Annotated in this window: 23 protein-coding genes; 16 read left to right on the top strand and 7 right to left on the bottom strand. The window is 41.9% G+C overall.

Features of this window, described 5'->3' with window-relative positions; genetic code table 11:
• Positions 1–247 precede the first annotated feature (247 nt).
• The 6 genes from E0F88_RS32275 to E0F88_RS32250 all read left to right on the top strand — a co-directional run bounded on the left by E0F88_RS32275 (position 248) and on the right by E0F88_RS32250 (position 7,137).
• A complete protein-coding gene (locus E0F88_RS32275; protein WP_165940221.1) occupies positions 248–844 on the top strand; it encodes a TetR/AcrR family transcriptional regulator in 597 nt (198 codons plus the stop codon).
• Positions 845–923: 79 nt separating this feature from the next.
• Entirely contained in the window at positions 924–1,955 is a 1,032-nt protein-coding gene (locus tag E0F88_RS32270) for an efflux RND transporter periplasmic adaptor subunit (RefSeq protein ID WP_131962722.1), read from the top strand.
• A 107-nt stretch (positions 1,956–2,062) separates the two neighbouring features.
• Positions 2,063–5,191: an efflux RND transporter permease subunit gene (locus E0F88_RS32265; RefSeq protein ID WP_220466419.1), complete on the top strand. Its 3,129-nt coding sequence runs from the start codon at positions 2,063–2,065 to the stop codon at positions 5,189–5,191.
• Positions 5,192–5,208: 17 nt separating this feature from the next.
• Entirely contained in the window at positions 5,209–6,486 is a 1,278-nt protein-coding gene (locus E0F88_RS32260; RefSeq protein ID WP_131962720.1) for a TolC family protein, read from the top strand.
• A gap of 100 nt (positions 6,487–6,586) precedes the next feature.
• On the top strand, positions 6,587–6,865 hold the full coding sequence (locus E0F88_RS32255; RefSeq protein ID WP_131962718.1) for an alcohol dehydrogenase catalytic domain-containing protein: 279 nt from the start codon (positions 6,587–6,589) through the stop codon (positions 6,863–6,865).
• A complete protein-coding gene (locus tag E0F88_RS32250) occupies positions 6,853–7,137 on the top strand; it encodes an MDR/zinc-dependent alcohol dehydrogenase-like family protein (protein WP_131962716.1) in 285 nt (94 codons plus the stop codon). Before E0F88_RS32255 ends, E0F88_RS32250 begins: the two co-directional genes overlap by 13 nt.
• 11 nt (positions 7,138–7,148) lie before the next feature.
• On the opposite strand, the gene E0F88_RS32245 is transcribed toward E0F88_RS32250, so the two are convergent.
• Positions 7,149–10,241, bottom strand: coding sequence for a Tn3 family transposase (locus tag E0F88_RS32245; protein ID WP_131962714.1), 3,093 nt, complete (start codon positions 10,239–10,241; stop codon positions 7,149–7,151).
• 762 nt (positions 10,242–11,003) lie between these two features.
• A complete protein-coding gene (locus tag E0F88_RS32240) occupies positions 11,004–11,774 on the bottom strand; it encodes a PD-(D/E)XK nuclease domain-containing protein (protein ID WP_131962712.1) in 771 nt (256 codons plus the stop codon).
• A gap of 529 nt (positions 11,775–12,303) precedes the next feature.
• Here E0F88_RS32240 and E0F88_RS32235 point away from each other — a divergent pair.
• Genes E0F88_RS32235 through E0F88_RS32225 form a run of 3 tightly spaced genes read left to right on the top strand, consistent with a single transcriptional unit; the run spans position 12,304 to position 14,541 of the window.
• On the top strand, positions 12,304–12,747 hold the full coding sequence (locus E0F88_RS32235) for a hypothetical protein (protein WP_131962710.1): 444 nt from the start codon (positions 12,304–12,306) through the stop codon (positions 12,745–12,747).
• Positions 12,744–13,667, top strand: coding sequence for an MvdC/MvdD family ATP grasp protein (locus tag E0F88_RS34620; protein ID WP_131962708.1), 924 nt, complete (start codon positions 12,744–12,746; stop codon positions 13,665–13,667). The genes E0F88_RS32235 and E0F88_RS34620 overlap by 4 nt, the downstream gene beginning before the upstream one ends.
• The gene (locus E0F88_RS32225) at positions 13,660–14,541 is read left to right on the top strand and encodes a hypothetical protein (protein WP_131962706.1); all 882 of its coding nucleotides are present in this window, start codon (positions 13,660–13,662) and stop codon (positions 14,539–14,541) included. Before E0F88_RS34620 ends, E0F88_RS32225 begins: the two co-directional genes overlap by 8 nt.
• Positions 14,542–14,871: 330 nt before the next feature.
• Here E0F88_RS32225 and E0F88_RS32220 read toward each other — a convergent pair whose 3' ends face one another.
• Positions 14,872–15,372, bottom strand: coding sequence for a zinc-finger-containing protein (locus tag E0F88_RS32220; protein WP_131962704.1), 501 nt, complete (start codon positions 15,370–15,372; stop codon positions 14,872–14,874).
• Between the two features lie 184 nt (positions 15,373–15,556).
• Between E0F88_RS32220 and E0F88_RS34140 the strand changes: the two genes are divergently transcribed.
• Complete coding sequence (locus tag E0F88_RS34140) at positions 15,557–16,129, top strand: DUF6876 family protein (protein WP_220466418.1); 573 nt, start codon at positions 15,557–15,559, stop codon at positions 16,127–16,129.
• Between the two features lie 73 nt (positions 16,130–16,202).
• Here E0F88_RS34140 and E0F88_RS32210 read toward each other — a convergent pair whose 3' ends face one another.
• The 3 genes from E0F88_RS32210 to E0F88_RS32200 all read right to left on the bottom strand — a co-directional run bounded on the left by E0F88_RS32210 (position 16,203) and on the right by E0F88_RS32200 (position 17,622).
• A complete protein-coding gene (locus E0F88_RS32210; RefSeq protein WP_131962702.1) occupies positions 16,203–17,036 on the bottom strand; it encodes an SOS response-associated peptidase in 834 nt (277 codons plus the stop codon).
• A gap of 12 nt (positions 17,037–17,048) precedes the next feature.
• On the bottom strand, positions 17,049–17,291 hold the full coding sequence (locus tag E0F88_RS32205; RefSeq protein WP_131962700.1) for a hypothetical protein: 243 nt from the start codon (positions 17,289–17,291) through the stop codon (positions 17,049–17,051).
• 61 nt (positions 17,292–17,352) lie between these two features.
• The gene (locus E0F88_RS32200) at positions 17,353–17,622 is read right to left on the bottom strand and encodes a hypothetical protein (RefSeq protein ID WP_131962698.1); all 270 of its coding nucleotides are present in this window, start codon (positions 17,620–17,622) and stop codon (positions 17,353–17,355) included.
• A gap of 533 nt (positions 17,623–18,155) precedes the next feature.
• On the opposite strand from E0F88_RS32200, the gene E0F88_RS32195 reads away from it, so the two are divergent.
• The 4 genes from E0F88_RS32195 to E0F88_RS32180 all read left to right on the top strand — a co-directional run bounded on the left by E0F88_RS32195 (position 18,156) and on the right by E0F88_RS32180 (position 19,936).
• Positions 18,156–18,551 carry a hypothetical protein gene (locus tag E0F88_RS32195; RefSeq protein ID WP_131962696.1) on the top strand — a complete coding sequence of 132 codons (396 nt, stop codon included), beginning with the start codon at positions 18,156–18,158 and terminating at the stop codon, positions 18,549–18,551.
• A gap of 122 nt (positions 18,552–18,673) precedes the next feature.
• Positions 18,674–19,261: a Uma2 family endonuclease gene (locus tag E0F88_RS32190; protein ID WP_229213979.1), complete on the top strand. Its 588-nt coding sequence runs from the start codon at positions 18,674–18,676 to the stop codon at positions 19,259–19,261.
• Positions 19,254–19,544 carry a hypothetical protein gene (locus tag E0F88_RS32185; protein ID WP_131962692.1) on the top strand — a complete coding sequence of 97 codons (291 nt, stop codon included), beginning with the start codon at positions 19,254–19,256 and terminating at the stop codon, positions 19,542–19,544. The genes E0F88_RS32190 and E0F88_RS32185 overlap by 8 nt, the downstream gene beginning before the upstream one ends.
• A 53-nt stretch (positions 19,545–19,597) precedes the next feature.
• The gene (locus E0F88_RS32180; protein ID WP_131962690.1) at positions 19,598–19,936 is read left to right on the top strand and encodes a hypothetical protein; all 339 of its coding nucleotides are present in this window, start codon (positions 19,598–19,600) and stop codon (positions 19,934–19,936) included.
• Positions 19,937–20,122: 186 nt separating this feature from the next.
• Here the strand turns inward: E0F88_RS32180 and E0F88_RS32175 are convergent, their stop codons facing one another.
• A complete protein-coding gene (locus E0F88_RS32175; protein ID WP_131962688.1) occupies positions 20,123–20,551 on the bottom strand; it encodes a response regulator in 429 nt (142 codons plus the stop codon).
• 160 nt (positions 20,552–20,711) lie between these two features.
• Here E0F88_RS32175 and E0F88_RS32170 point away from each other — a divergent pair, with 160 nt between their 5' ends.
• Together E0F88_RS32170 and E0F88_RS32165 are read left to right on the top strand one after the other, a co-directional pair.
• The gene (locus E0F88_RS32170) at positions 20,712–21,188 is read left to right on the top strand and encodes a hypothetical protein (RefSeq protein ID WP_131962686.1); all 477 of its coding nucleotides are present in this window, start codon (positions 20,712–20,714) and stop codon (positions 21,186–21,188) included.
• 67 nt (positions 21,189–21,255) lie between these two features.
• A complete protein-coding gene (locus tag E0F88_RS32165; protein WP_131962684.1) occupies positions 21,256–22,416 on the top strand; it encodes a DUF3800 domain-containing protein in 1,161 nt (386 codons plus the stop codon).
• Positions 22,417–22,436 lie beyond the last annotated feature (20 nt).

The raw sequence follows: 22,436 nt of genomic DNA, 5'->3' as shown, positions 1-22,436 counted from the left end.
AGCAAATGTAAGTATTTATTTTAGAACGATTATCAAGATTGGTCTAAAAAATTTATGAAATTTTGGAATATCTTTAAAACTGGGCATAGTATTCGTAAACTTTATGTTTACGCAATTATGGGCAGGATTTTAGCACAATGTGACTTAAAATACGGTTTTTGTATTTTTTAAATTGTTTGCGTTAAGTTGTACATCAAAAATTTATTATCTACTTTTAGACTTTTAGTATGTTATAGTCGAAAAAAAGTTGAAATCGAAAGACGAAATATTACGGGAAAGGATCTTATCCGGGGCAGACAGGCTTTTTCAGAAGTATGGCCTTTCAAAAACGACCGTGGAGGATATAGCCAGGGAAGCGGGGAAGGGCAAGAGTACTTTGTATTACTACTTTAAAAGTAAGGAAGAGATCTTTGATGTTATCATTCAAAATGAAAAGAAGCTGTTCTTTGAGATTCTCCAAGAATCGGTATCGAAGGCGCCTACTGCAAAAGAAAAGCTTCACGTGTTTATCATAACCCGGTTTACACGCCTTAAAGAGCTGACCAATCTATACAATGTCATGATCGACGAGGTAAAAGAGGCCCTGGACGGATGTGTGACACTCAGATACAGAAAACAGTATGAGCAGAAAGAAGCTAACATCGTCAAGAGTATTTTTCAATATGGTATCGTAACCGGCGAGTTCCGCGTCTTCTCTGACGAGGATCTTGATTTGATGGCTTTTTGTTTCATGAGTTCGCAGCATGGGTTGGAGATCGACATGATCATTCATAACAAGCTTGATGAGATGCTCTCAAGATTGAATTTTCTTATGAGTCTACTAATTGATGGCATAAAGAAATAATTTTTTTTGCTCTATATTAGACCAAAATACGATATTGTTCTATTGTTCTATTTTTTTAACTTTATATTACACCTCAATCATGAAAATGTTTTTAAAAAGATCAACGCAGGCAGTGATCGTATCGCTGGCTGTGTTGGCCTGCGGAAAAAAGCAGGAAGAGAAGGCGCCGCCGGTTACGCCCACCAAAGTCACTGTTCAGCAGATTAAAACTGGCAATCAGGCTGAGACATTACGGTATTCAGGAACGGTTGAAGCAGAAAATTTGGTGCAGCTAGGCTTTTCCGTTCCGGGAACTGTGTCGTCGGTACTAGTCAACGAAGGACAGTTGGTAAAAGCAGGACAACTTTTAGCATCAATCGATCCAACAGAATACGACAATGCATTACTGATCGCGAACGCAGGACTGGAGCAGGCCGAAGATATGTATACGCGCCTGAACGGATTGTACGAGAAAGGTAGCCTTCCAGCAAAGGATTTTATGGAAATAAAGTCGCGGGTTGCCCAGGCCAGAGCTAATAAAAGCCTGGCTGTCAAGCGGGTAAAGGACACAAAGCTTTATGCCCCCATGTCAGGGATCGTTACAGCCAAGCTGATTGAGCGGGGAGCAATGGCTGCACCCGGAGCGCCCGCCTTCACGATTATCAATATTTCAAAAGTTTATGCACGTGTGTCTATCCCCGAAAGCGAGATTGGTAAGATCAGTAAAGGGCAAAATGCAAATGTTTCTATCTCAACGATTGATCAGAAGCTGGTGGGTAAAATAACTATTATTAATCCCTTGGCCGACGTGGCCACAAAGTCTTATAGTGTCAAGATAAAATTGGCAAACGCGCAAGGGAAAATACTGCCAGGCATGATCGCTGATGCCGAGATTTCCACTGGCAAAAGCGTTGGAGCGATAACTGTTCCAACACAGGCAATCGTTCGCGATGCGGACGACATTACCTACGTTTTCGTAACCAACGGAAATAATAAAGCGATCAGGAAGCGGATTACGGCTTCGGGCCTTAGAGGAAATGAGGTAGTGATCACCGAAGGCTTGCAAAGTGGCGATCGTGTAGTGGTATCCGGTCAGACCAAGCTGAAAGACGGAGCAGCGATCAGCCTATAATCAGTTTGAACCAAAGCAATCATTGATATTAAGATAAACGAGGCCTTCGCTCAGCATTTCTACGCCAGAGCTAACCGCCAATAGCTAACAGCTAACCGCTTTCAAACATGAAAAAACATACCTTAAACTTTATAGAAGCCGCTATGAAGTACAAGCAGGTAACCCTTGTGGTAACCGGGTTGCTCGTACTTTTAGGGGTGAATGCCTTGCTGACCATGCCGCGCAGCGAAGACCCAAAGATTGATATGCCGGTCGGGCTGGTCATGGCTTTTTATCCCGGAGCGGACGAGGTCCAGATGGAAAAACAGGTGACCGATAAGATCGAACAATACCTCTTTTCATTTGAGGAAATACGCAAAGATAAAACCAAATCGGAGACCAAAGAAGGTCAGGTCTTTATTACTGTGGAGCTCCATCCGGAAGTGAAAGACCGTAAAAAGTTTTGGGGCACTTTGCAGCATGGATTGAACATGAACATGGCCGGTGTACTTCCCAAAGGAGTGCTGGGGCCGATTGTGAATAGCAACTTCGGGGATGTAGTAGCCCAGATGATCACCGTGTCTTCGCCTACTAGAAGTTACGCGGAAATTGAAAAGTACCTTGATAACCTGGAAGATGGACTAAAAACGATCCCCACTGTTTCGAAAATCAACCGGTCGGGTGGTCAGAAACAACAGATCTATGTGACTGTCGATGACTTGAAAATGCGACAGTATGGCTTTGACATTTCGGCGATCGTAGGTGCATTGCAGACTCAAAATACAACAGGTTACGCCGGAGAGCTTACCGTTTCTGCAAATAATGTCCCCGTTTTTGCCAGCACAGGTTACAACACAGAAGCGGACATTGCCAATCAGATCATTTATACCAATCCAAATGGTACGGTTGTAAGGCTGAAAGATGTTGCCAGGCTGGAAAGGCGCTATGAAGAAACCTCCTCGTATATACGGGTGGGTGATGACAAAGTGATGATGCTCACCGTGGAGATGCAGCCCGGGAACAACATTGTCGATTTTGGAAACGAAGTAGAAGAAAAGATGGCGCAGGTAAAAGGCACTTTCCCGGACGACGTGAAGGTAGAAGCGATCGTGAACCAGCCGGAAGTAGTAGGAAAAAGTATCAGCCACTTCATGGTCGAATTTGGGATAGCAATAGGTACGGTGCTCATTGTGATTATGCTGCTGATGCCTTTCCGCATCGCGGCTATCGCTTCTCTTGCGGCGCCAATTTCAATTGCCATAACGTTCGGTATCATCAATTTGATGGGAATAGAGCTGCATCAGGTAACCCTGGTCGCGCTGATCATTGTAATGGGTATGGTAGTCGACAATGCCATTGTGGTGGTAGACAATTACATTGAAAAACTCGACGAGGGGATCACGCCGTGGACAGCTGCATGGCAGGCTGCAACACAGCTTTCGCTGCCTATTTTTACTGCGACACTGGCGATTATCTTCGCTTTTGCCCCGCTTGCCTTTTTTATGAACGGGATTGCCAAAGACTTTATCGCTGCATTGCCTGTAACGGTTGCCGTTGCACTGATTGCATCCATGGCGGTGGCACTGCTGGTAACACCATATACCTGTTATCTTTTTATAAAAAATGGCCTGAAACACAAAGTGTCCGATCGTCCGCCAAAACTGACGGTGTTGGACAGGCTGCAGAATGGCTTTAACAAAGTGGTGGAACTATGTTTCCGCAGGCCGAAATCTACGATTGCTGTGGCTGTCTTGTCGGTGGTAATGGCCCTGGTTGTTGCCGGTAATGTTGATCAGGAGTTTTTCCCAACCGCTGAACGTAACCAGTTCAATATGGAGGTGTGGCTGCCTACAGGAACGTCCTTGCCAGTGACGGAAGCTGCTGTTAAGAAATTAGAGAAAATGCTAAAAGAAGACAAAAGGGTAGTGGATGTGGCCAGTTTTGTCGGCGGAAGTTCACCACGCTTTCACATCACGTATGCACCGGAAACGCCGCGCAGGAACTTTGCCCAGATATTTATTACAACTGTTGACGAAGAGGCCACCAACGAAATGGCCAAAGAATACCTGAAAAAGCTCGACGGGTTCCTCCCCGATGGAGAGATTAAAGTGAGGCAGCTAAGTATGCAGGCCACTTCTCCGATCGAGGTGCGGGTAATCGGCGACGATCTGAATGATCAGAAAAGGGTTGCTGCGCAGGTAGAAGAGATTTTAAGAGGCGAACCCGGTGCTAATTTTATCAGAAACGATTATGATACCGATAATTTTGGGGTAACGGTCAGGGTTAAAGATGACGTCGCCAGCCGTTTGGGTGTTTCCAAACAGGCGATCACGCAGACGCTTGGTGCGCAGCTGAAAGGTTTCAGTGCATCCACATTGTGGGAAGGCGACAAGCCTGTTGATATTTTCCTGAGGCTTGACGCGAACAACCGTAAAGATTACAATGATCTCTCAGACCTGTACATCAGCACACAGTTTGGCGGAAAAGTGCCTTTGAAAGAGGTAGCTGAGCTGGTCCCTGGGTGGCATACCGGGAAAATTGCTCATCGGAATGGTCTTCGTACACTTACGATTACTTCCGAGGCCCAGAAAGGGATCCGCGCGTCAAAAGTTCAAGCCAGTATCGAGCCAAAAATTGCCGCATTGGATCTGCCGGAAGGAATCAGGATCCAATATGGCGGCGAGCTCGAAAACAGCGGAGAAAATGCGCCTGGAATGGGAACATCGCTTGGAGTGAGCTTGATCCTGATTTTTCTGACGCTGTTGTTCCAGTTCAAAAACTTCAAGAAAACGCTCATTATCCTTTCCACTTTCCCGTTGAGTTTGCTTGGCGCGTTCCTGGGACTGTATTTAACGGGTAACCCAATGGGAATGACCGCTTTCATGGGAATTATTTCGCTGATCGGCATCGTGGTTAGAAATGGTATTATCCTGGTGGACTATGCTGATGAGCTGGTCCATGACCATGGCTTTACCATTAAAGCTGCTGCGCTTGCCGCCGCCAAACGCAGGATGAGACCGATATTTCTGACATCGTCTGCTGCGGCAGTAGGGGTTATCCCGATGATCATCGGAAAGTCGCCCATGTGGGGGCCACTGGCCAGTGTGCTTGCATTTGGTTTGATGGTATCTATGGTGCTGACACTTTTTGTAGTTCCTGTGCTTTATTACATGTTCATAAAGCCTGAACCTGTAGGAGAAGAATTGCCACAGCCGGACGCCGGCGATCATATCCAGTACCGACCATCTCACGCATAAAAACGAAAGAAACGATCATGCATGCATATATAAAATACAGCCTTGCTGTGGCAGTTACCTTGCTTTCTCAGGTAACAATTGCGCAGAAAAGCCTGACACTCGGGGAAGCAAGAAAGCTTGCACTTGAACAAAGCAAAAAAGTAAAATCCGCGCAGTTCAACATCGATGCTGCAAAGGCGGCGCAAGAGGGGACGCAGGGACTTAATAAGCCTGCCATTGATGGTTCAATTGCTGCTTTTCACGTCGGAAAGCCTTTAAGCGCATTGTTGCCTGCCGTAGGTGTAAGCCCCTCGTTAACTGTTACCCAGCCAATTTATGCTGGAGGGAAAATCAGACTGGGCCAGTCGGCGGCGGCGAAAGGCGTGGAGATCCAGGAAAAGCAAAAAGCACTAACTGAAACGGAAGTACTGCTGAATGTCGACAAAGGATACTGGCAGATTGTGAGCGTCCAGGAAAAGATCAAACTCGCCAACAAGTTCAAAGCATTGCTTGAATCGCTTGATAAGGAGCTTACCAACTCTTTTGACGCCGGGATGATTTATAAAAATGACCTGCTCCGCGTGCAGGTCCAGCGCAATGAAACGGAGATGAACCTTATTAAGGCAAGCGATGGGTTGTTGCTCGCAAAAATGAATCTGGCGCAGATCATTGGCTTACCTGCCGACGCCGACCTCATGCCGGTTGACTCTGTGACCGGATCGTTCGACGCAATTCCAACCAATACATTTGATAGTGCGGTGGAAGGAAGGCCTGAAATAGCACTTTTGAAAGATGTTCTGCAAGCGCAGGAATTGCAGAAAAAAATGCTTCAGGCAGATTTGAAGCCAACCATTGGGGTTCTGGCAGGTGGTTTCGCAGGCTTTGGGAAAAAAATGAACATTGAAACAGGTGGCAACACAATGGCATCTTATTTTGGCATGTTAAGTGTAAACATTCCAATTTGGGACTGGGGACAAAAGGCCAGCAAAGTAAAGGAGCAGGGTTTTAAGATCCGTTCGCAGCAAATCCAAATGGAGGAGACCAAAGAACTTATTTCCCTCGAAATACAGAATGCCTATTTGCAACTTAACCAGGCTGCCAAAAAAATTGAACTGTCGGGTGCTTCACTTCAGCAGGCAGAAGAAAACCTTCGGCTAAGCAACGACCGGTTCAAAGCCGGTACTGTGACTGGCCAGGATGTGCTGGAAGCCCAGACACTTTGGGCGCAGGCCAACAGTAACATTATCGATGCACGTATAGAGTATAAGGTTAGTGAGGCCGTATACAAAAAGGCAATTGGCGAAAACAAGCGTTAACAGGAATATTGACGATGGGTGTTTAACATTTCCGGGGGGCTTGCTATCCTCCGGAATATGTGTACCAAAAACAGAATCTAGTTTTTAATTAAGAATAGAAATGAAAGCTTTGCAAATTATTGCCCACGGCGGAAACGAAGTCGCCATTTTGGTAAGCAATGCCCCAGTGCCCCTTTTGAAGGAAGGCTCTGTTTTAGTAAAAGTCTATGCTGCGTTAAACCCGGTAGACTGGAAGATCCGTGAGGGCTACATGAAAGCATTTCCTCCGCTGGAATTCCCTGCCACAATCGGAAATGATTTTTCCGGTGTCGTAGTGGATATTGCCAGCGATGTGAGAACTTATCATGTTGGCGACGAGGTGTTTGGATGTTCGAGATAATCTCAGAAGGCAGTGGGGCCGTCGCGGAATATCTGGTGACGTCTGTCAACAACATCTCACTTAAAACAAAAGACATCAGTCGCGAAGTCGCATCCGTAATAGCAGGTGTTTGTGCATATCTGGACCTTGATGAAATTAAATCAGGCAAGGATAGTAGAATACTTGTCATTGGTCGTGCCTGCATACAAATTGCCAAACACAAAGGTGGGGTTAAATTAAAGAAAAGGACAAAAACGGTCACGACTTTCGCGGACGTTTTCTCTTTACCGTAAATACTGTGTGTTCAATTCACAGGCGTTAGCATTAGCTTTTTTAGTGCATCCAAATCAAATGTTTTATAATCCTTTCCATCTGAAAAGTCATATTCCCCGACTAAATTGATATGTGCCCAGCTCTGGGTGGATGTGGCAATAATTTTCTTCAAAAGGACTTGTTTGTCTTCTTCTGAGGCTGCTGATACCAATTTTTCAGACAATAGCATCAGGTTATATGCATTTATTAAATTGGCTATCAGCGTTTTACATCTTTCTGCAATTAACTGCTCTTTTCTTGTTGCCCATATGAGCTCCTGATTATTGCCCACCATTATGGCTTTTGAAAATTTATTATTGCTTTCAATTTTGGAAAGCGATCCTGAAACAGATTTTCGGATCACTTCGTCGTCCATATATTCATAAACGTAAATGGTCTTGTAAAGCCGACCTAAATCTTTCAGTGCTTTGTACAAAGGGTGCTGCTTTGAATAAGAGTTCAATCGCCTGAACAATGTTGATGCCTTAGAGTATCCCAGTTTAATGGTACATACCAGCCTTAATATATCGTCCCAATGCTCTTCCAGATGTGCCAGGTTGATCTTTGCATCCGGGATAATTTTATAATTCTGTTCACGATAAGTGCGTACTTCATCAATGCAGTAGAGTTGCTGGTGATGAAAACGGGCAAACCTGGGCCAAAAGGCAATTCTCAAAAGCCCTGTTACAGCAAACACCGGCTCACTGAATCCGTGTGTATCTGTTGAATGTGCATTGGGCAATATCACTTCGTTATGGGTAAGACCGTCGATCACATAATGAGATTCCGGATCCGCTGCACTGAATGTAGTCGAATAAAACAGCTGACCCGATTCATCCAGAAAGGAATAGAATGTAACACCCCTGCCATTTCCGAAATATTTGAAAGATGGGGAAGCAACCAGCGAGGCGACCGATACATCAAATTTCTGCCCGTCACTTGACGTATGAATGAACCCCGGGTCTTTCTTGAAATGTTCAGTGAGAGGCAATGCATTGCTAAAATCAAGCACTGTATCATTGGCCTGTATGAGCATTTCCGGGGAAAAGTAATGAAGTGCCGTGGTTTCAAGCGAGCTGGTGCGGATCCCCTTGGACATAAAAGAGAACTTGCGTATGCCAATATTGCATCCATAGCCCAGTATTGCGGCAAAAAATAGCTTTTCTTCGGGCCGTTTTGGTAGGTAATCAATACCGGCATGCATGAACGCAGAAGTAAATCCGGTTGCATTTTGTACCGTGGTAAGTACTTCCAATAAAGGAATAATGTATTCTTGGGGATAAAGGGATTCGGATTCCACTATATCATCTTCCGATTTATCTTTCATTAGATGCCAGTCACCGCCAGCATCAAAATAAACTTTCTTGTTTTCGCCGGATTCTATGCGCTCATTGGTCCTTTTTATTTGGGCATTGAGCTTTTCGTTCAGCCGGAGCAGTGTTACACGTGAGTCCTTATACGCCGTTAATCCTGCCTGCTCAATGAGCCTATCCTTTTCTTTGCTCCATACATTGGAAGGGATTTCATATTCATCAAAGCTGCGATAATCGTAAGATGAATCAATAGGAAGCGCCCCGGATTTGATATCATCCCGTATTTGTTCGAATAAAAACACTTTGTACAATCCCACCCGCAGTTTTCCTTCCGGGGTCAATACGCGCTGCTGCTGTTCCATCCCTAAAAAATCAGTTGGCACTGCTCCCCTGGCGAGAATGGAGCCATCCTTTTCCTGGAAATACAAGAACGCTTTCAGAATGTCTTTCCCCGATGACGCTGTACTGGCAACCAAAGCTTTGACAATTTCACCGACCTTGCCTGTAAGCCTGGAAGAACCTTTTTCAATAGCCATGTAAAAATCTTCACGGTCATTTATTTTCTGATTTGCTTCCCTGAGCGTTTTAAGGCGCTGCTCGTCTTCCTTTAACAGCTTTTGTGATAACCGTTTGTTTTTGAAAAGCTGTTCGATCAATGTTACCTTGGCCAATGGCTCGATAACCGTATCGACTATTATTTTTTCAATAGCGGCCAGTACATCGATATGGGTGGTGCTCCGCTGTGTTACACTGCTGACCAGTTGGGCGGTCTGCATCCGGTTTTCATAAAGTTCCTGTTTGACGATGCTTTCGCAACCATTGACATAGTTTGTGACCGCACTGTTTAAAGTCAGGATAAGCGCATCGCCCAATAAGTAATATTGATGGATAATAAACGAGATCAAAAGCAGGTACCGGATCGTATTCCGTGTCGCTATTTGCGGTACCTGGTTGTTAATGACGTATTCGGCATAAAATTGAATCGTGCCGTCTGAGAGCTTCAAGCGTTTTGCTACCGGTAATAATTGCAGGTACATCCGCTTTAAATTCTGAAAGTTATACACACGCTCCCGGATCTGCTTTGTCTCCATGGACTGTGAAATACGTTTAAAGAAGGTGATCTCGTACCGTTTCACTTTCAAATGTCGTCTGGAATCCTCCTGGTAAGAGCTATGTTCTATAAGCAGCTGGTCAAGAAGCAAAATATCATCTGCTGTTAAAAACCTGGTTAAAATAGATTCCAAATCTTGTTCAAAATTTGAAAGTGCCTTATCAAGTATTGTTTTTAAAGCCTGGTAGGTTGGAATTTCGATGTGATGTTCCTGGAGAAACCCAACCATGCCTTCAAATATTAAATGCGGCCTGGTCTGTACATGGGCCAGCCTTTGAGTTTCTTCCATCAATGCTTGTACAGATGAACTTTCAAATGCGGTAAATCCAAAATACTTAAGAATATCTTCGCGATGCCGCAGAGCGGTCCGTGGCTCATATTCTTCTATGGAAACAGCATTTACATCAATTGATATTCTTTGCACCAGGAAATCGACATCGCTTTGATGAAATCGTTTTGGGACGAAGAAACGGCTGACAATCCGGAAGTAGCCGACCTGAAGGAGAAATCCTACTTTATTGGAAGGTGTCTGTAAAGTCTTAGCATATTCAGTAGCCCATTGGGGTGCTTTTAAGAAAATAAGCTTTTGCTCCGAATTCAGAACAGGCGGGTGATCAAACCTGTGACGTGCTTCTTGTGACAGATAATCTTTTTTTGGCATGCTGTCGTCTGTTGTATAAAAAAACGGTGGTATTTCTGTACTCTATGACTCATCAATTTTTCTCCCCTTTTAGTTATAAAAAATAGCCATTTTCAGCGCTTGCAAATTACATTTTAGTTGTATACCAAAACAGATTACAGTATATTGCTAACCAACACGTTAAACTGTACTATTTAAGTGAAACGGCCTCGCATACTTTGAGTTGTTGCGCCTATATCCTTGAATTTGATTATAGTAGTAATCGCGTTCTTGGATCACCCACTGAGTCTATCTTATAATTAATTTTTCTAGGGCCTGTTCCTGATAGAGGCTACACATTATCCAAGCTTCCAAGACCACCACAGAAAATATCAATCTATTGGATAACGCCGCATTGAACGAGTAAATCCGTAATATCACGTCACTCCGATCTAACGAGGAACGCCCTGCGTAGCCTGGGAATTTTTCTCCCTCTCTGTAGTTTACCCCAACATTGATCATGGGCGGAAGTGTATTTAATGGAGTGTTAGGATCGTCTTAGAGAGTGTGCGTCAAGACTTTTCCTACCAGCGTCATGAAGAGCATTAAATATCCCGCTCATAAAAACGGTTTCTCATAATATTCCTTCATGTCTACCGGATGACTTCTGAGGACATAAACAAGTTAGAGCTGTGAACCTAAAAAGTAATGATCCAGTAATGAACGAGTATCTGGTCATAAATTTCTCTCGGCTTAGCTTTCGCATTTGGAATATAGAGATTGCGTAACATACAGATCCGAAAGTTAGTGCTTAACGATTTGCACAAAAACAGCCTCATTTTTTTCAAAAGATTCCTTGAAAATGTCCGCGTCTCTAATTTGTCCAATATCGTAGACGATAAAGATTATGTTATGAAATTCAGTCTTATAGGCTAAAATATCGTCATTAATTTGAGCAATCAGCAATTTTGGTGAATCCTTGCATAACTTGATTTCTACAATCAAATCATAATCAGGAAAACTGAAATCTGGGACATACTGCTTGGATGAATATTCAATACGAGGAAATTCGCGTGAATATTTAATCTCTGCCCCGATAAGCAAATTTTCGAAGCTATCTTGAATTTCCTTCTCCATGGACGGCGTTGTACGGATGACTTTCCTTAATTTACTGTTGCCGATGTTTAATACTCGGATTATTTCGCTAGCAGCATCTGAGTTCGACGTGTTGCTCTGATAAACGCCGTCTTGCTCAATTTGATCTCGCACCGATAGAAGAAGCCCTTTTGCTGCTTCTAACTGCCTGACAAAGGCATTAGCATGTCGTTGTGAAACCTCATAATCGTAATTACGGGCATCATGTATTATCATACTCCCCGTTTCACTCCATGTAAAGTTGTCCAGTTGAGTAAAAAACATGGATGATTCGCCGAAAACATTTTTTAGTAAGCTTAGTCCATTATTTAGCCATCGGTTATGCTTAGCTGTTTGTCGTCCAGCGGCCTTAACATCGGGTATGGAGTCTATCAATTCTGTGATTTTACGAAGAGCCTGTTCCTGGGATAATTGGGCCATTTGTTCAGTTGCTATCAATGTTTATAATTATCACCTTTTTTACTGAGAAGCTGCTCGAAAGACGTTAAACTATGGTTTTCTAAGAAAACCCATTCAAGGAATATAGTTGTTATCTCAGATTTTTCACTGCTTAGTTTACATTTAAAGAACCGTGTCTGAGGATGTAGCGTTCAGAAATAGATATGATCTCGAGGTCTCTTTGTGCGTCATACCTTTGCCAACTACTATTTGAGGGCTGCTGGCGGTAGTCTCTAACTGTCTTTGCGCCGTTTTTAAAAGCCAAAACTCATCTTCGTATCGCCATAAAATGGACTTGGTATTTAAGGATCGATTTGTTACTTTAAACTAAGTGTCCAATATACTGTTGTGTTGGTTGTTTTCAAAAGGTCATGACGAATTGGTGCTTAGTTGGTGCCATGCAAGTACTTTCCACCTTTAAAAAATTGCATTTGATTAAATAGCACAATAAGCTTGAAGGAAAAGGGAGAATTGCCTATTTTGCTTAGATTAAACTTATCCTCTTTCAATAATGAAATCAAGAAAGCCATTTATTCTAAATTTTGGGACTGAGGTATCCAATGAAGGAGCTGACATGTCACTTATTGAATATTCGTACAACCAAAACTTAAATGTTGTTAAGGAAACCGGTTTACCAGCGATCGGATTTGTCAATATGGATACCGAGACTTTAACCAAAACCAGTAATGAGACATCTGATTCTGATAAAGATTTTCGCCTGAAACAGTTATTGGATACATCGACAGAAACTCGAAATTTTGGTGAAGTATCCGATTCTGATAACGATTTCAGATTAAAGCGGTTGTTGGATACATCCACAAACACGCGGATGTATGGAGAAGCGTCAGATTCAGATCAGGAGAGTAATGCACGCATTAATATTTTGTCTTTGGTGGACACGGAAACGTTAACGGAACGAGGAGCGGAAGTGAGCGATGCAGACCAAGACAGATGATCTTAATTATTACTCATAAGTCGGACTTTACTGCTGATTTTCTTGTCAATAGGCTAAATGAAAAAGGTATTTCATATTATAGGCTTAACTGCGAGGATATAAGTGTACATACTGAGGTATCCCTGTCAAGCGATTCGAATTTCTCGCCCATTATAGACGGAATATCTAAGTTTACGTCAGTTTGGTTTAGAAGAACAAAACTGCCCGAACCAATTGATGTCGACCCATTTGTCGAGGTATTCTATCTATCAGAACTAAGGTGGTTTCAGAAAAATTTGTGGAATACCTTGGAGGCACGATGGCTTAGTGAACCGAGCGCAGTGTATCGTGCGGAGAACAAGTTCTTACAGTTGAAAATTGCTCAGCAAATTGGTTTTGCGATTCCTTGTACGCTAGTTTCTACCGATGTTGTGAGGATTAAACAATTTTTTGACGATTCGAGGGGCCAGGTTATCATTAAACCGATCTACAATAACCGCTTTGAGTCCAAGTCAAATAGTCATCTGATCTATACATCAAAGATTTCGAGAGCGGACATCGAGAATTTACAAGAATCACTCCCGTTGCCAAGTATTTATCAGAAGTATATAGATAAAAAAAACGAGGTCCGAGTAACAGTTGTAGGGGATAGAGTATTTTCTGCTTGTGTTGATTCTCAGCAAAACGAAATAACAAAAGTCGATTGGAGGAAGGAAAGGCTGCCTTTTAGCAGGTGTTGCTTACCTGAGACGATTCAAAATAAGTGCCTTGAAATTGTACGGGCACTCAATCTCTCGTTCGGAGCCATTGATTTGATTGTAACTCCAGAAGGAGAATATGTGTTTCTCGAAATTAACCCAAACGGTCAGTGGGCTTGGATAGAGATGGATACTGAGTTGCCAATTTCGGACTCCATTATTGAATTTTTGATCAATGACTAATTTCTCAGACACCATGGCGAGTATTGCTGACTTTTATGGCATTAATGACCTGTTCAAAAGGCCTACCAACCAGCCTTCGTCGATCCTAACTTCACCTCCGAACAGCCGAGGGGCGACGTTAGAGGGTCTTAGGTTGAATTACCGGTATACACAAAATGTTTCGGAGGAGCATCTCAAAACAATTCAAGAGCTTGTAAGTGACGAGGACAGTCGGCATAGTTCTATCGAAACAAAAATAAGTAATGTAGTCACGCAGGCGGGACTCGTGTTTTCGATAACTGCAGTTATTGCGCCATTTTTCAATGACACAATAAATGGCCAAAGCTTAGGTGTTAAGATATTGGTGTTGTTCTTTTTCGTTTTGGCTTTTCTAGCTTACGTCGTTTCCATACTTTTTGCTACTCAGATTTTCGGCGTTAACAAGTTCATTTACATTAAAACGAGCCCAGCATCCGTAATTGATTCAGGGGCAACCTATGAGGATGTAATTTCAAAAAGAGTAAGGGACTTGATATTTCAGCACGGAGAGAATAAAGTGGTGAACAACAAAAAGGCCAGTATACTCATTTATGCCAATCGCTGGTTCGTTTCTGGGTTTGTTCTTTCTGGTCTTTTGACGGGAATAATCACTGTATCGTTGGTATTTGTTGACAAGCCAAATGAAAGGGAAAAAGAGCTAGTTCAATTGCTAAAAAGCTTAGATATTAGACTTCATAATGCGGAATCGATACTTACGCAACAGCAGTTTATGGCTTTGGCCGCCCAGGATTCAGTTACAGGGCGAAATATTAAACGAATTTTTCAGAGCAATAAGGCTACGTTTGACAGCATACGTCATGAGTTTGTAAAATTGAAAACTCAAATTAGGAAGTGAGATAATTGCCAACAATATTAAACTGAGGATACGGCATTTTGAATCTGCAAAAGCACATGATTTGTATGTACATCTACTTATTACGGGAGATGGGAAACAAATAAAGGACATGTATCAAAAAGCAGTAGCTTACAACTCAGCCGTAGAGGTAACGGACCAAGCGTTTAAGTCGGTGACTTATTGGCAAAAATGTGCTGTCCCTAATATTTTGATGGAATTAACAGATTAGTATTGATAACATTAACCCAACTGTAAGTATTCCATTTAAACAACTGTGGGTATGAAAGTTGTCGTTCTTTTATTATTGGAAGTTGCAAATACTATTTCAAATCAGACAAACTGTCTGCATATTTCAACAACCTTTTTGCATTGGTCAACATTAAACATTCCAATGTGGCACAATTCCAGGTCAATATCCATTTGCTTTGACAGCCATAGGTAGGCCTTATTTCTGTTGGCTAAGTTTGGTATGTATTCGGTCCAGATTTTATTTATCATACCCGTTCTTGCAATCTGATCGAAGTAAAAATGTGCTTCTTTTTTTGCTTCCCGCAGTTCTTTGTTTGCCAATATCCCGAGCGCTTTGTCTGTTCCTTTGTGAACGCCTACATAGGCGTCGCACGGTTTACAAATATAAATCATGCCGTAAGACTGGCCCCTGTATATATACGAACTGTCAATATATTCTGATTTTTTGCCACAATAAGGGCAGATGAGCCCGGCAAATACAAGGAAAGTTTGTATCCTGTTGGAGGGCAACGGTAAAGCTGCATTCTCACTGCTGTTTGATAGCAACTCTGGGTAGACTGGATACTTTTCATTATTGGTCATTTTTTACACTTTATATCGGCGGAAGAGCACCGATGCCAAATGATCTCTAAGCCCGGCACTGGTAAATGCCATATTTTTTATGACGCCTCTAAAATATTCAAATGTTTTGATTTTCGCTATCTGGAAGGATTAAGATATTTGGCTTGAAAGTATCACACAATTCATCCTGATTACTTCCTGAAGGATGCGCTTTAAAATTAACTTTTCAAGGCTGTTGATACGGCCCTTTCACCTGAGAGAAACGACACAAGTTGCACAAAGCAGCCTGGACGTCAATCACGCTGCCCGATCCATTCGCTTCGCTCCCGTGTTGGTGTTGTCTTTCCAGCCTTTTGCTTTGTGCGGATTCCGTATCGTTCTCCACGGTGGAGGGCAGCTAAACATCAAAGCAATGAGAACGGAAAAATTGACAAAAGCGGATCTTGCAGAATTTACAGGAACAGAGCAGTGGTACCGCCACCCAATCGTCAAAAGCACCTTATACACTGATGGTATAAAATATGTCGCTGAAACAGCCGGGGCGTATTGGCTCATTGATGAAATCGCTTTTCAACAAACTCATCCACTTGTTAAAAACGAAGAATTTCAAGTTTGGACACTTAACGTGGACCTAGAACAATCCAAGGCAGTACTTACTTGCGATGATGGTAATGACCGGATCATCTACACAAAACAAATTAGTTATACCGACTTCCCGCTAGAAGAGATCAAAATCTACGTTACAGATAATGTGATTTTATTGCCAAGTGAATACTGACCAGATTAAGCTGCTCCATTTCCGGAGCAGCTTTTGTTAGTAGACTAGAACAGTTCAATTGTTAAGAAACATTTCAAAAAAGTGATGCTTGTGCTGGTGGAGTAGGATTGTCCAATGCAACCAGCTCATCGTAAATGAACGGAACTGTTGGATCTTCTGCTTTCAGAAAGTCTTTATGAACAGAGCATGCTTCCATTAAGTCTTCCGGAAGCTGGAAAGTTGCAAGTTCAGTAATGCGATCTTCCGGCAGGTCATCCATCATCCACTCCCACGATAGATTGTCTGGCAGTATGGTCGGCATTCTCTTCTTGGAATTGTGAATTTTCGCCATTTTTGCATTTGCTTCAGTAGTTACCAGGCTCACAGTATTAACCGTTTCGCCAGTATCCTGATCTGTCCAGGGTTGCCAGATCCCTGCTACATAGAAGTACGGTTGGTCCTTTACCCCAATGTAGTGGGGGTATTTATCGGCTGTTTTTTTCTTTTCACCAGTACGTTTGTTGATTCCGTACTCATGTCTCCACTCGTAAAAGCCTGAGGATAAAATAAGACATCTACGCTCCAGGGCAGCTTCCCGGTAAATTTTATCAGGAAATAGTAGTTCGCCACCTTTGGCATTCTGTGTGTCGTATGGTTTCTGCCAAGTTCCATCTTTTTTCATGTAGCCTTTCCTGAATTTTTCAACCTGAGCGCGGTTCTTTAGATATTTCGGTAGAAAACCCCATTCCATTTGGACGATATCAAAATTGTCGCGCGTGTAACGTGGTTTTAAGACGGCAATATTTCCAAACTCGAATGCATGGGTTACATTCCTGTTTAGAAATTCATAATCTTTAACGGCCTTTTCAAGCTGCATTAGTTGTATGAATTCGGCTTTGGTCACTTTTTGACCGTTGTAATAGCACATGATTACTGGTTTTTAGTATTTCGAAAAATGTTCAACAATTTTCGCGCCAATTGGAATTGCTTCTGACTGCCTTCCTTCTGGGATCGACATCCAAACCTTGCGACCGTCAAAGACTTTGGACCTACTGATAATCAAAGGCTTTCGTCCATCCGGAAAAGTCAGCTGAAAAACAGTTCTACCAACCATATCCATAACTTTGACAGCCACCTTCAAACCTTCAAATTCCACCTCAAAGTCATCAACTTGAAATAACATACCTGAATTGTCTAGGGTTAAAGTAATCGTTTAACAAATTACACATCTTAAACGAAATATGTCATGGAGCGCGTTGATGAGCTTTAAAAATGTTGCTGATATTAGCTTTCAGATCTTTTCCGAAATCTATTCCAACACTGTGTAGTAGGGTAATTGAAACGATTATACTGACTACAACTATAACAGCTGTTTTTCTAAGAGATTTCATTACTTCCAGAACACCAGTCTGAGAAATTTTGCTTGCCTTAACGGAAAAACCTGACTTTGTTAGGGAAACTTCAAAATTTTCAATGTCTGTTTCTTTGTTTTGAATATCTGTATCTGTTGTCATAACTTTTTTTATTTCAAATAACTGATGTACTGATCGCGGAAAGAAGGAAAGTTGCTATGGGCAAGATTCCATATCTCATGCTTCGTTCATTTAACTTCCACAAACCAAATACATTAGGTGCAAAAATAGTAGGACGCAAAATCACGTTTAATAATTTGTGTGGGACATTAATTAATAAACATTTGATTTATAGCATTTTGTCACTCGTTCTATCAATGATTGATCTTGGATGAATTGGCTAGCTTCAAGAAATCCTACGGATCCGAATAAATGTGAATTCCGGGTAAGCAAATTTTACCATCTTCCAATACAGGGGTTAAGCTTGTGAGGCTTAATCGGGAAAAAACTAGCCCTGAAATTGTACATCCTTCTGACAAAAGCAATTGTTTGTTTCTCGGCTCCTCGCTTATAAATTGTTGTTTTTGATCCATTGTTCCGATTATTTCTGATGCAAAACACGGCTCAGGAACTAAAAAAGGAAAGGATAAGTTATTAATTAATGTGGGACATGAATTATAACAGCCTCATTACTAATGAACATTAAAGGAGCAGGACGAAAACCCATGGAAAGTGAAAATCGCAGGGAAAAAAACATGCGGGTAAGGCTGACTGACGCCGAATTATTACAGATTCAGGAGCTGTATAGAAGGACTCGGAAGCAGACAATTTCTGATATGGTGAGAACGGTGATTTTTCAAGAAAAGCTGTTGGTCCGGATCGAAAATCGAGAATTTCAGGCCGCTATGCAGGATATTTCAAGTCTCATTGATCAGAGCGGTAAGATTATTCGCTCGAAAGCTCCAAAATTTGATGATTTTAAAGAAATTGTAGAGCGCTTGGAAATCTCGCTTAAGGATGCGTCTGCCAAGTTTGGGAATCAGGCATTGACACTTTCAGATTTAAAGGAGGTTAACATATCAGATAAATAAAATAAACAGTGAAATAGTTATTTCTATGAAATACACATGTTCCAACTTGCCATAGCAGTTAGCAAGTGGCAGATATGATTTCTTATATTTGGAAAATGAGTTAAAATAACGTGGTTAAACCATTGAATCTACCTTCAATTAAGCCATTCACTGATAGTGAGTTGGTATCCTTTTGCTTTGCTAATCCTGATTTAAATGTTGAAAGGGATGAGCAAGGACAGCTTTTCATTCAGATGGCAGCTTCTACCGCCCTGATGAGTGCTAACAGAAGTGAGCTGATGGGGGAGATCGGTATTTGGAACCGTATTAATAAGAAGGGAAAAGTTTTAAGCTCAGGCTGTGGTTATTTCTTGCCTGATACTTCGATGCTGACTGCTGACATTGCCTGGATAAGCTTTGACAGGTGGAATACAATCACAGATAAAAGATCCTTTCTTGCTTTGGCACCTGATTTCATTATCGAATTAATGGCAGGGACTGACAACCTGGATGTGCTGAAAGCGAAAATGGTCAAATGGATCGAAAATGGAGTAAAGCTGGCATGGTTAGTCTGTATGGAAGAGAAGACCACGTATGTTTACCAGAATGGAAATTTAAAATGCAAAGTGTCTTTTGAAGAATATCTTTCGGGCGGAACCGTGCTACCAGGTTTAGATGTTCGATTAAGTGATTTTTTTGAAATTGATTTTAATGTAAGCGACAATGAATAATCAGGATCAATATTTTAAGAAATTACAACGGAATGGTATTTATCACTATGCCCATTTAATGGCTAATTTAAAACCGCCAGTTTGCGAAGTCGTAAATTCCCTAAATGGGAATCCAATCATAGAACACCGTGAATATGATCTTTCAAAACCCGGAGATAGAATTGACTTAAAGGCATTTAGCGAAGATTGGGATGAAATTACAAGTGTTGAATATAAGAAGGCCTTTGATGTTGCTACTTCAGGAGATTTTAAGGTTAATATTAACGGCCAGTTCCAAGTTTAAGGTGGTAGTAAATCAAGATACTTTATGTATCAAATTTAATCTAACGGTTCAATATGGCTGATATTCAAACAATTATGCAGCAGATGAAAATTGATCTTGATGGGTCAAGTGTTCACTATTTTATAGTGGGGCAATATATGTTGGATAGCAGAGACGAAATATTCTCCTCGATCCATTTTCATAAGGATTCTGCTTTTGATCTTGTTTTTGAAAGTAACCGTTTGTCAGCCAACGTCATATTAAATAAGCAGCGGCCGGATGATCTGTTCAAGATTGGTTTACAATATTCGAAAATATGGACTGTTGCAAAAGGGAATTCTGCATTTTTTACCAATAAGGATAATATTTACACAAATCCTGATGCTTTAGATTATAACATCAACCGAGCTTAACTTTTATTGATCAAATATACGTTGTAAATAGTAGCAAATTAATTAATATGCTGTAAATCAGTGTAATACATTGTTGTATAAGTTATCTTATGTTAAATAGAAGTTGTAGGACTAATAATTTAGTTCATAATTACGCTCTTACTACTCTGACTATTTTTCTGATAAAAAGCCTGATATGCAGAAATCTCATTTTAAAAAATTATTTGGTGTTGCACATTTTCTCCAGTATTCAACGATCAACCTGATGGTATCCTTGATATCTTCATAGCTGGATGGCTTGACAAAAAAGCCCTGGGCCGAAGCGCTGTACGCATCTATAACAACCTGATGGTTCAAAGCGGTTGTCAAATACAAATATGGGATGCATTTTAGGTTCATATCAGCATCGTTCTTCAATTTTCTTCTTAGATCAAGCCCATCGAGCATAGGCAGATTAATGTCTGATAGGATCAAAAATGGCAATGATATTTCACCATGCAGATATTCCAGCGCTGCAACGCCATCTGGAAAATACATCCGATCATTTTCGTAGCCTAACTCATTAAATGCCTGTTCCAGTAAAAACTGATCGTCTTCATCGTCTTCAATAATAATAATTGCTCCATTTTTATTCATGACTAATATGGGTCAAGTGTGCAATCAGAAACATAAAAAATTTAAGCCAGTGAAATGAATACTATATCAAAGGCCTCTGGAAATCATACCATTCAAATTTTTAAATTTTTCTATGCACTAGTACTATATTGCAGCCAATATGCATTAACCAAAGCAAATAATGGCACCAAAAGACATCCGATTTTTCCTTCCAGAAGAAAACCAGCCAAAAACAAAAGAAAAAGTCAAAGTAAAGACGCTCCCTACGGGGTACATTTCCAGTGCAGGAAAAATCATATTTCTGGCAGCTACGATTGAAGAATTAGGGATTGAGCCTGAGAACACAAAATTTCAGGTGGGTACTGATCAGGGAAAACGCAAGATCAAAAACCTTTACTTGATCCCGACAGATCAGTCAAACGCCTTCGCTATTGTGCGGACTGGCCGTGGCTATTCTCTGGCCCTGGATTTAATCCTGTCAAAAGGTGGAATTGATTATGCTGGCAGCAAACATGTCTTCACTGCATCCATTTTTGATCATGAAGGGGTTGCAGGTTACGCTTTGGCGATATCGCCTGAAACAATAGTTGAAAAAGCGCCCTATACTGGAAAGCCCAGAGGGCGTAAACCAAAAGTCGAAGCTGAACCCGGAAATTAATTGCTCCATTAACCACGCTGAATCGGCGGTCTTTATCAATGACTGATATCAGGCCACCAGATAGAATATGATGCAAAACCGCATAGCCTACCTGAGTGAATGGGGAAATAATTCACTGGACTTTTCTAAAAAGAGCCCAACTGGTCAGCTGGCTTCGACCCATTTTATCGTTACAGCAATCGTTACAGGAAACGAGGGTCTCGCTCAGGCACTTTCCATATTGGAAGCAGTTCAGAAAAGGTATTTCAACAGAAATAACATCGATTCTGATGTGATTGGTAACGATCACGTTAAAAGAAGAGAGATTCTGGAAGATCTTCACGAAGTCGATTTCAAGATATTCGCCCTCATCGTTGATAAACGGCAGCTGATCGGCCAGGGACTTCGCTTCAAAGGATCACTATTCAAATTCATGCACGGACTGGCCGACCGTGAACTTTCTGGATTATTTCCGGATTTGGAATTGGTGACCAACCAGCCCGGCGATGAAAGCTTTATGAAAGGCTTAATCAGCTATGTCCAGCAAAACCACATCTCCAATCTTTTCAACGAATCAACTTTCGGTTTTACCAAGGTTCAAAATAATCTGTTAGTCCAGACGGCAGGCTTTATTGCTGGCAGTCTGGCCAGGTGCTATGATGAAACTGTGATCACCGATCAGCGCACAGAATTCATAGATATTCTCAAAAGAAAACTGCTAACCATCAAGTTTTGGCCGGACGCCTTTGAACAGAATCTGGCAAACCTGCCCGAGCCGGGCCCACACTATGACCCGCTTCTGGCTGAGCTCAGCGTAAAACTCGCTAACGGCTTTCTTTCCCGCAAATCCTCTGACCGGGCACAGCAAAGTATCGATCAGGTCAGTTGCCTGGGTTATCTCCTATTCCATTTCCGGCACATCAACCCTACGCGGTACATCACCAGCTTCGAGCTCATGGAACATGTCGGGGCCAGAAGGGGAAAAAATGTTTCGTTGCATTACTTCCAAACAAAGGTGATAGCACCTTTAAGAGATGCCGGCGTACTTGTCGCCAGTAGCTCACGTGGATATAAATTGCCCGCTAGTCAGCAAGATCTTTACGATTTTGTCAGTCACAGCAATACGATCATAGAACCCATGCTTTCACGGGTTAAAAAATTCCGTGATCAGATTGTGGTGGCAACCGATGGCAGGTTAGATATTTTGGCAGCTGACGAATACAAGCTGATCCGTAAGGTAGTTGATTAGGAACCTCTTTTATACATTAT

It is taken from the genome of Dyadobacter psychrotolerans, assembly GCF_004349265.1.
In the GTDB taxonomy this organism is placed as follows: domain Bacteria; phylum Bacteroidota; class Bacteroidia; order Cytophagales; family Spirosomataceae; genus Dyadobacter; species Dyadobacter psychrotolerans.
The sequence above is the reverse complement of the archived record's forward strand: the minus strand, read 5'-3'. Positions and strand labels throughout refer to the sequence as shown.

Bases quoted from the DNA above. Each gene is read 5' to 3' on its own strand.
- E0F88_RS34140 (WP_220466418.1), top strand. From the start codon at position 15,557: ATGCGCTTTAAAATTAACTTTTCAAGGCTGTTGATACGGCCCTTTCAC.
- E0F88_RS32270 (WP_131962722.1), top strand. From the start codon at position 924: ATGAAAATGTTTTTAAAAAGATCAACGCAGGCAGTGATCGTATCGCTG.
- E0F88_RS32260 (WP_131962720.1), top strand. From the start codon at position 5,209: ATGCATGCATATATAAAATACAGCCTTGCTGTGGCAGTTACCTTGCTT.
- E0F88_RS32200 (WP_131962698.1), bottom strand. From the start codon at position 17,622: ATGACAACAGATACAGATATTCAAAACAAAGAAACAGACATTGAAAAT.
- E0F88_RS32220 (WP_131962704.1), bottom strand. From the start codon at position 15,372: ATGACCAATAATGAAAAGTATCCAGTCTACCCAGAGTTGCTATCAAAC.
- E0F88_RS32245 (WP_131962714.1), bottom strand. From the start codon at position 10,241: ATGCCAAAAAAAGATTATCTGTCACAAGAAGCACGTCACAGGTTTGAT.
- E0F88_RS32165 (WP_131962684.1), top strand. From the start codon at position 21,256: ATGATGCAAAACCGCATAGCCTACCTGAGTGAATGGGGAAATAATTCA.
- E0F88_RS32175 (WP_131962688.1), bottom strand. From the start codon at position 20,551: ATGAATAAAAATGGAGCAATTATTATTATTGAAGACGATGAAGACGAT.
- E0F88_RS32205 (WP_131962700.1), bottom strand. From the start codon at position 17,291: ATGTTATTTCAAGTTGATGACTTTGAGGTGGAATTTGAAGGTTTGAAG.
- E0F88_RS32255 (WP_131962718.1), top strand. From the start codon at position 6,587: ATGAAAGCTTTGCAAATTATTGCCCACGGCGGAAACGAAGTCGCCATT.
- E0F88_RS34620 (WP_131962708.1), top strand. From the start codon at position 12,744: ATGATCTTAATTATTACTCATAAGTCGGACTTTACTGCTGATTTTCTT.
- E0F88_RS32225 (WP_131962706.1), top strand. From the start codon at position 13,660: ATGACTAATTTCTCAGACACCATGGCGAGTATTGCTGACTTTTATGGC.
- E0F88_RS32180 (WP_131962690.1), top strand. From the start codon at position 19,598: ATGGCTGATATTCAAACAATTATGCAGCAGATGAAAATTGATCTTGAT.
- E0F88_RS32195 (WP_131962696.1), top strand. From the start codon at position 18,156: ATGAACATTAAAGGAGCAGGACGAAAACCCATGGAAAGTGAAAATCGC.
- E0F88_RS32250 (WP_131962716.1), top strand. From the start codon at position 6,853: ATGTTCGAGATAATCTCAGAAGGCAGTGGGGCCGTCGCGGAATATCTG.
- E0F88_RS32265 (WP_220466419.1), top strand. From the start codon at position 2,063: ATGAAAAAACATACCTTAAACTTTATAGAAGCCGCTATGAAGTACAAG.
- E0F88_RS32185 (WP_131962692.1), top strand. From the start codon at position 19,254: ATGAATAATCAGGATCAATATTTTAAGAAATTACAACGGAATGGTATT.
- E0F88_RS32235 (WP_131962710.1), top strand. From the start codon at position 12,304: ATGAAATCAAGAAAGCCATTTATTCTAAATTTTGGGACTGAGGTATCC.
- E0F88_RS32240 (WP_131962712.1), bottom strand. From the start codon at position 11,774: ATGGCCCAATTATCCCAGGAACAGGCTCTTCGTAAAATCACAGAATTG.
- E0F88_RS32170 (WP_131962686.1), top strand. From the start codon at position 20,712: ATGGCACCAAAAGACATCCGATTTTTCCTTCCAGAAGAAAACCAGCCA.
- E0F88_RS32210 (WP_131962702.1), bottom strand. From the start codon at position 17,036: ATGTGCTATTACAACGGTCAAAAAGTGACCAAAGCCGAATTCATACAA.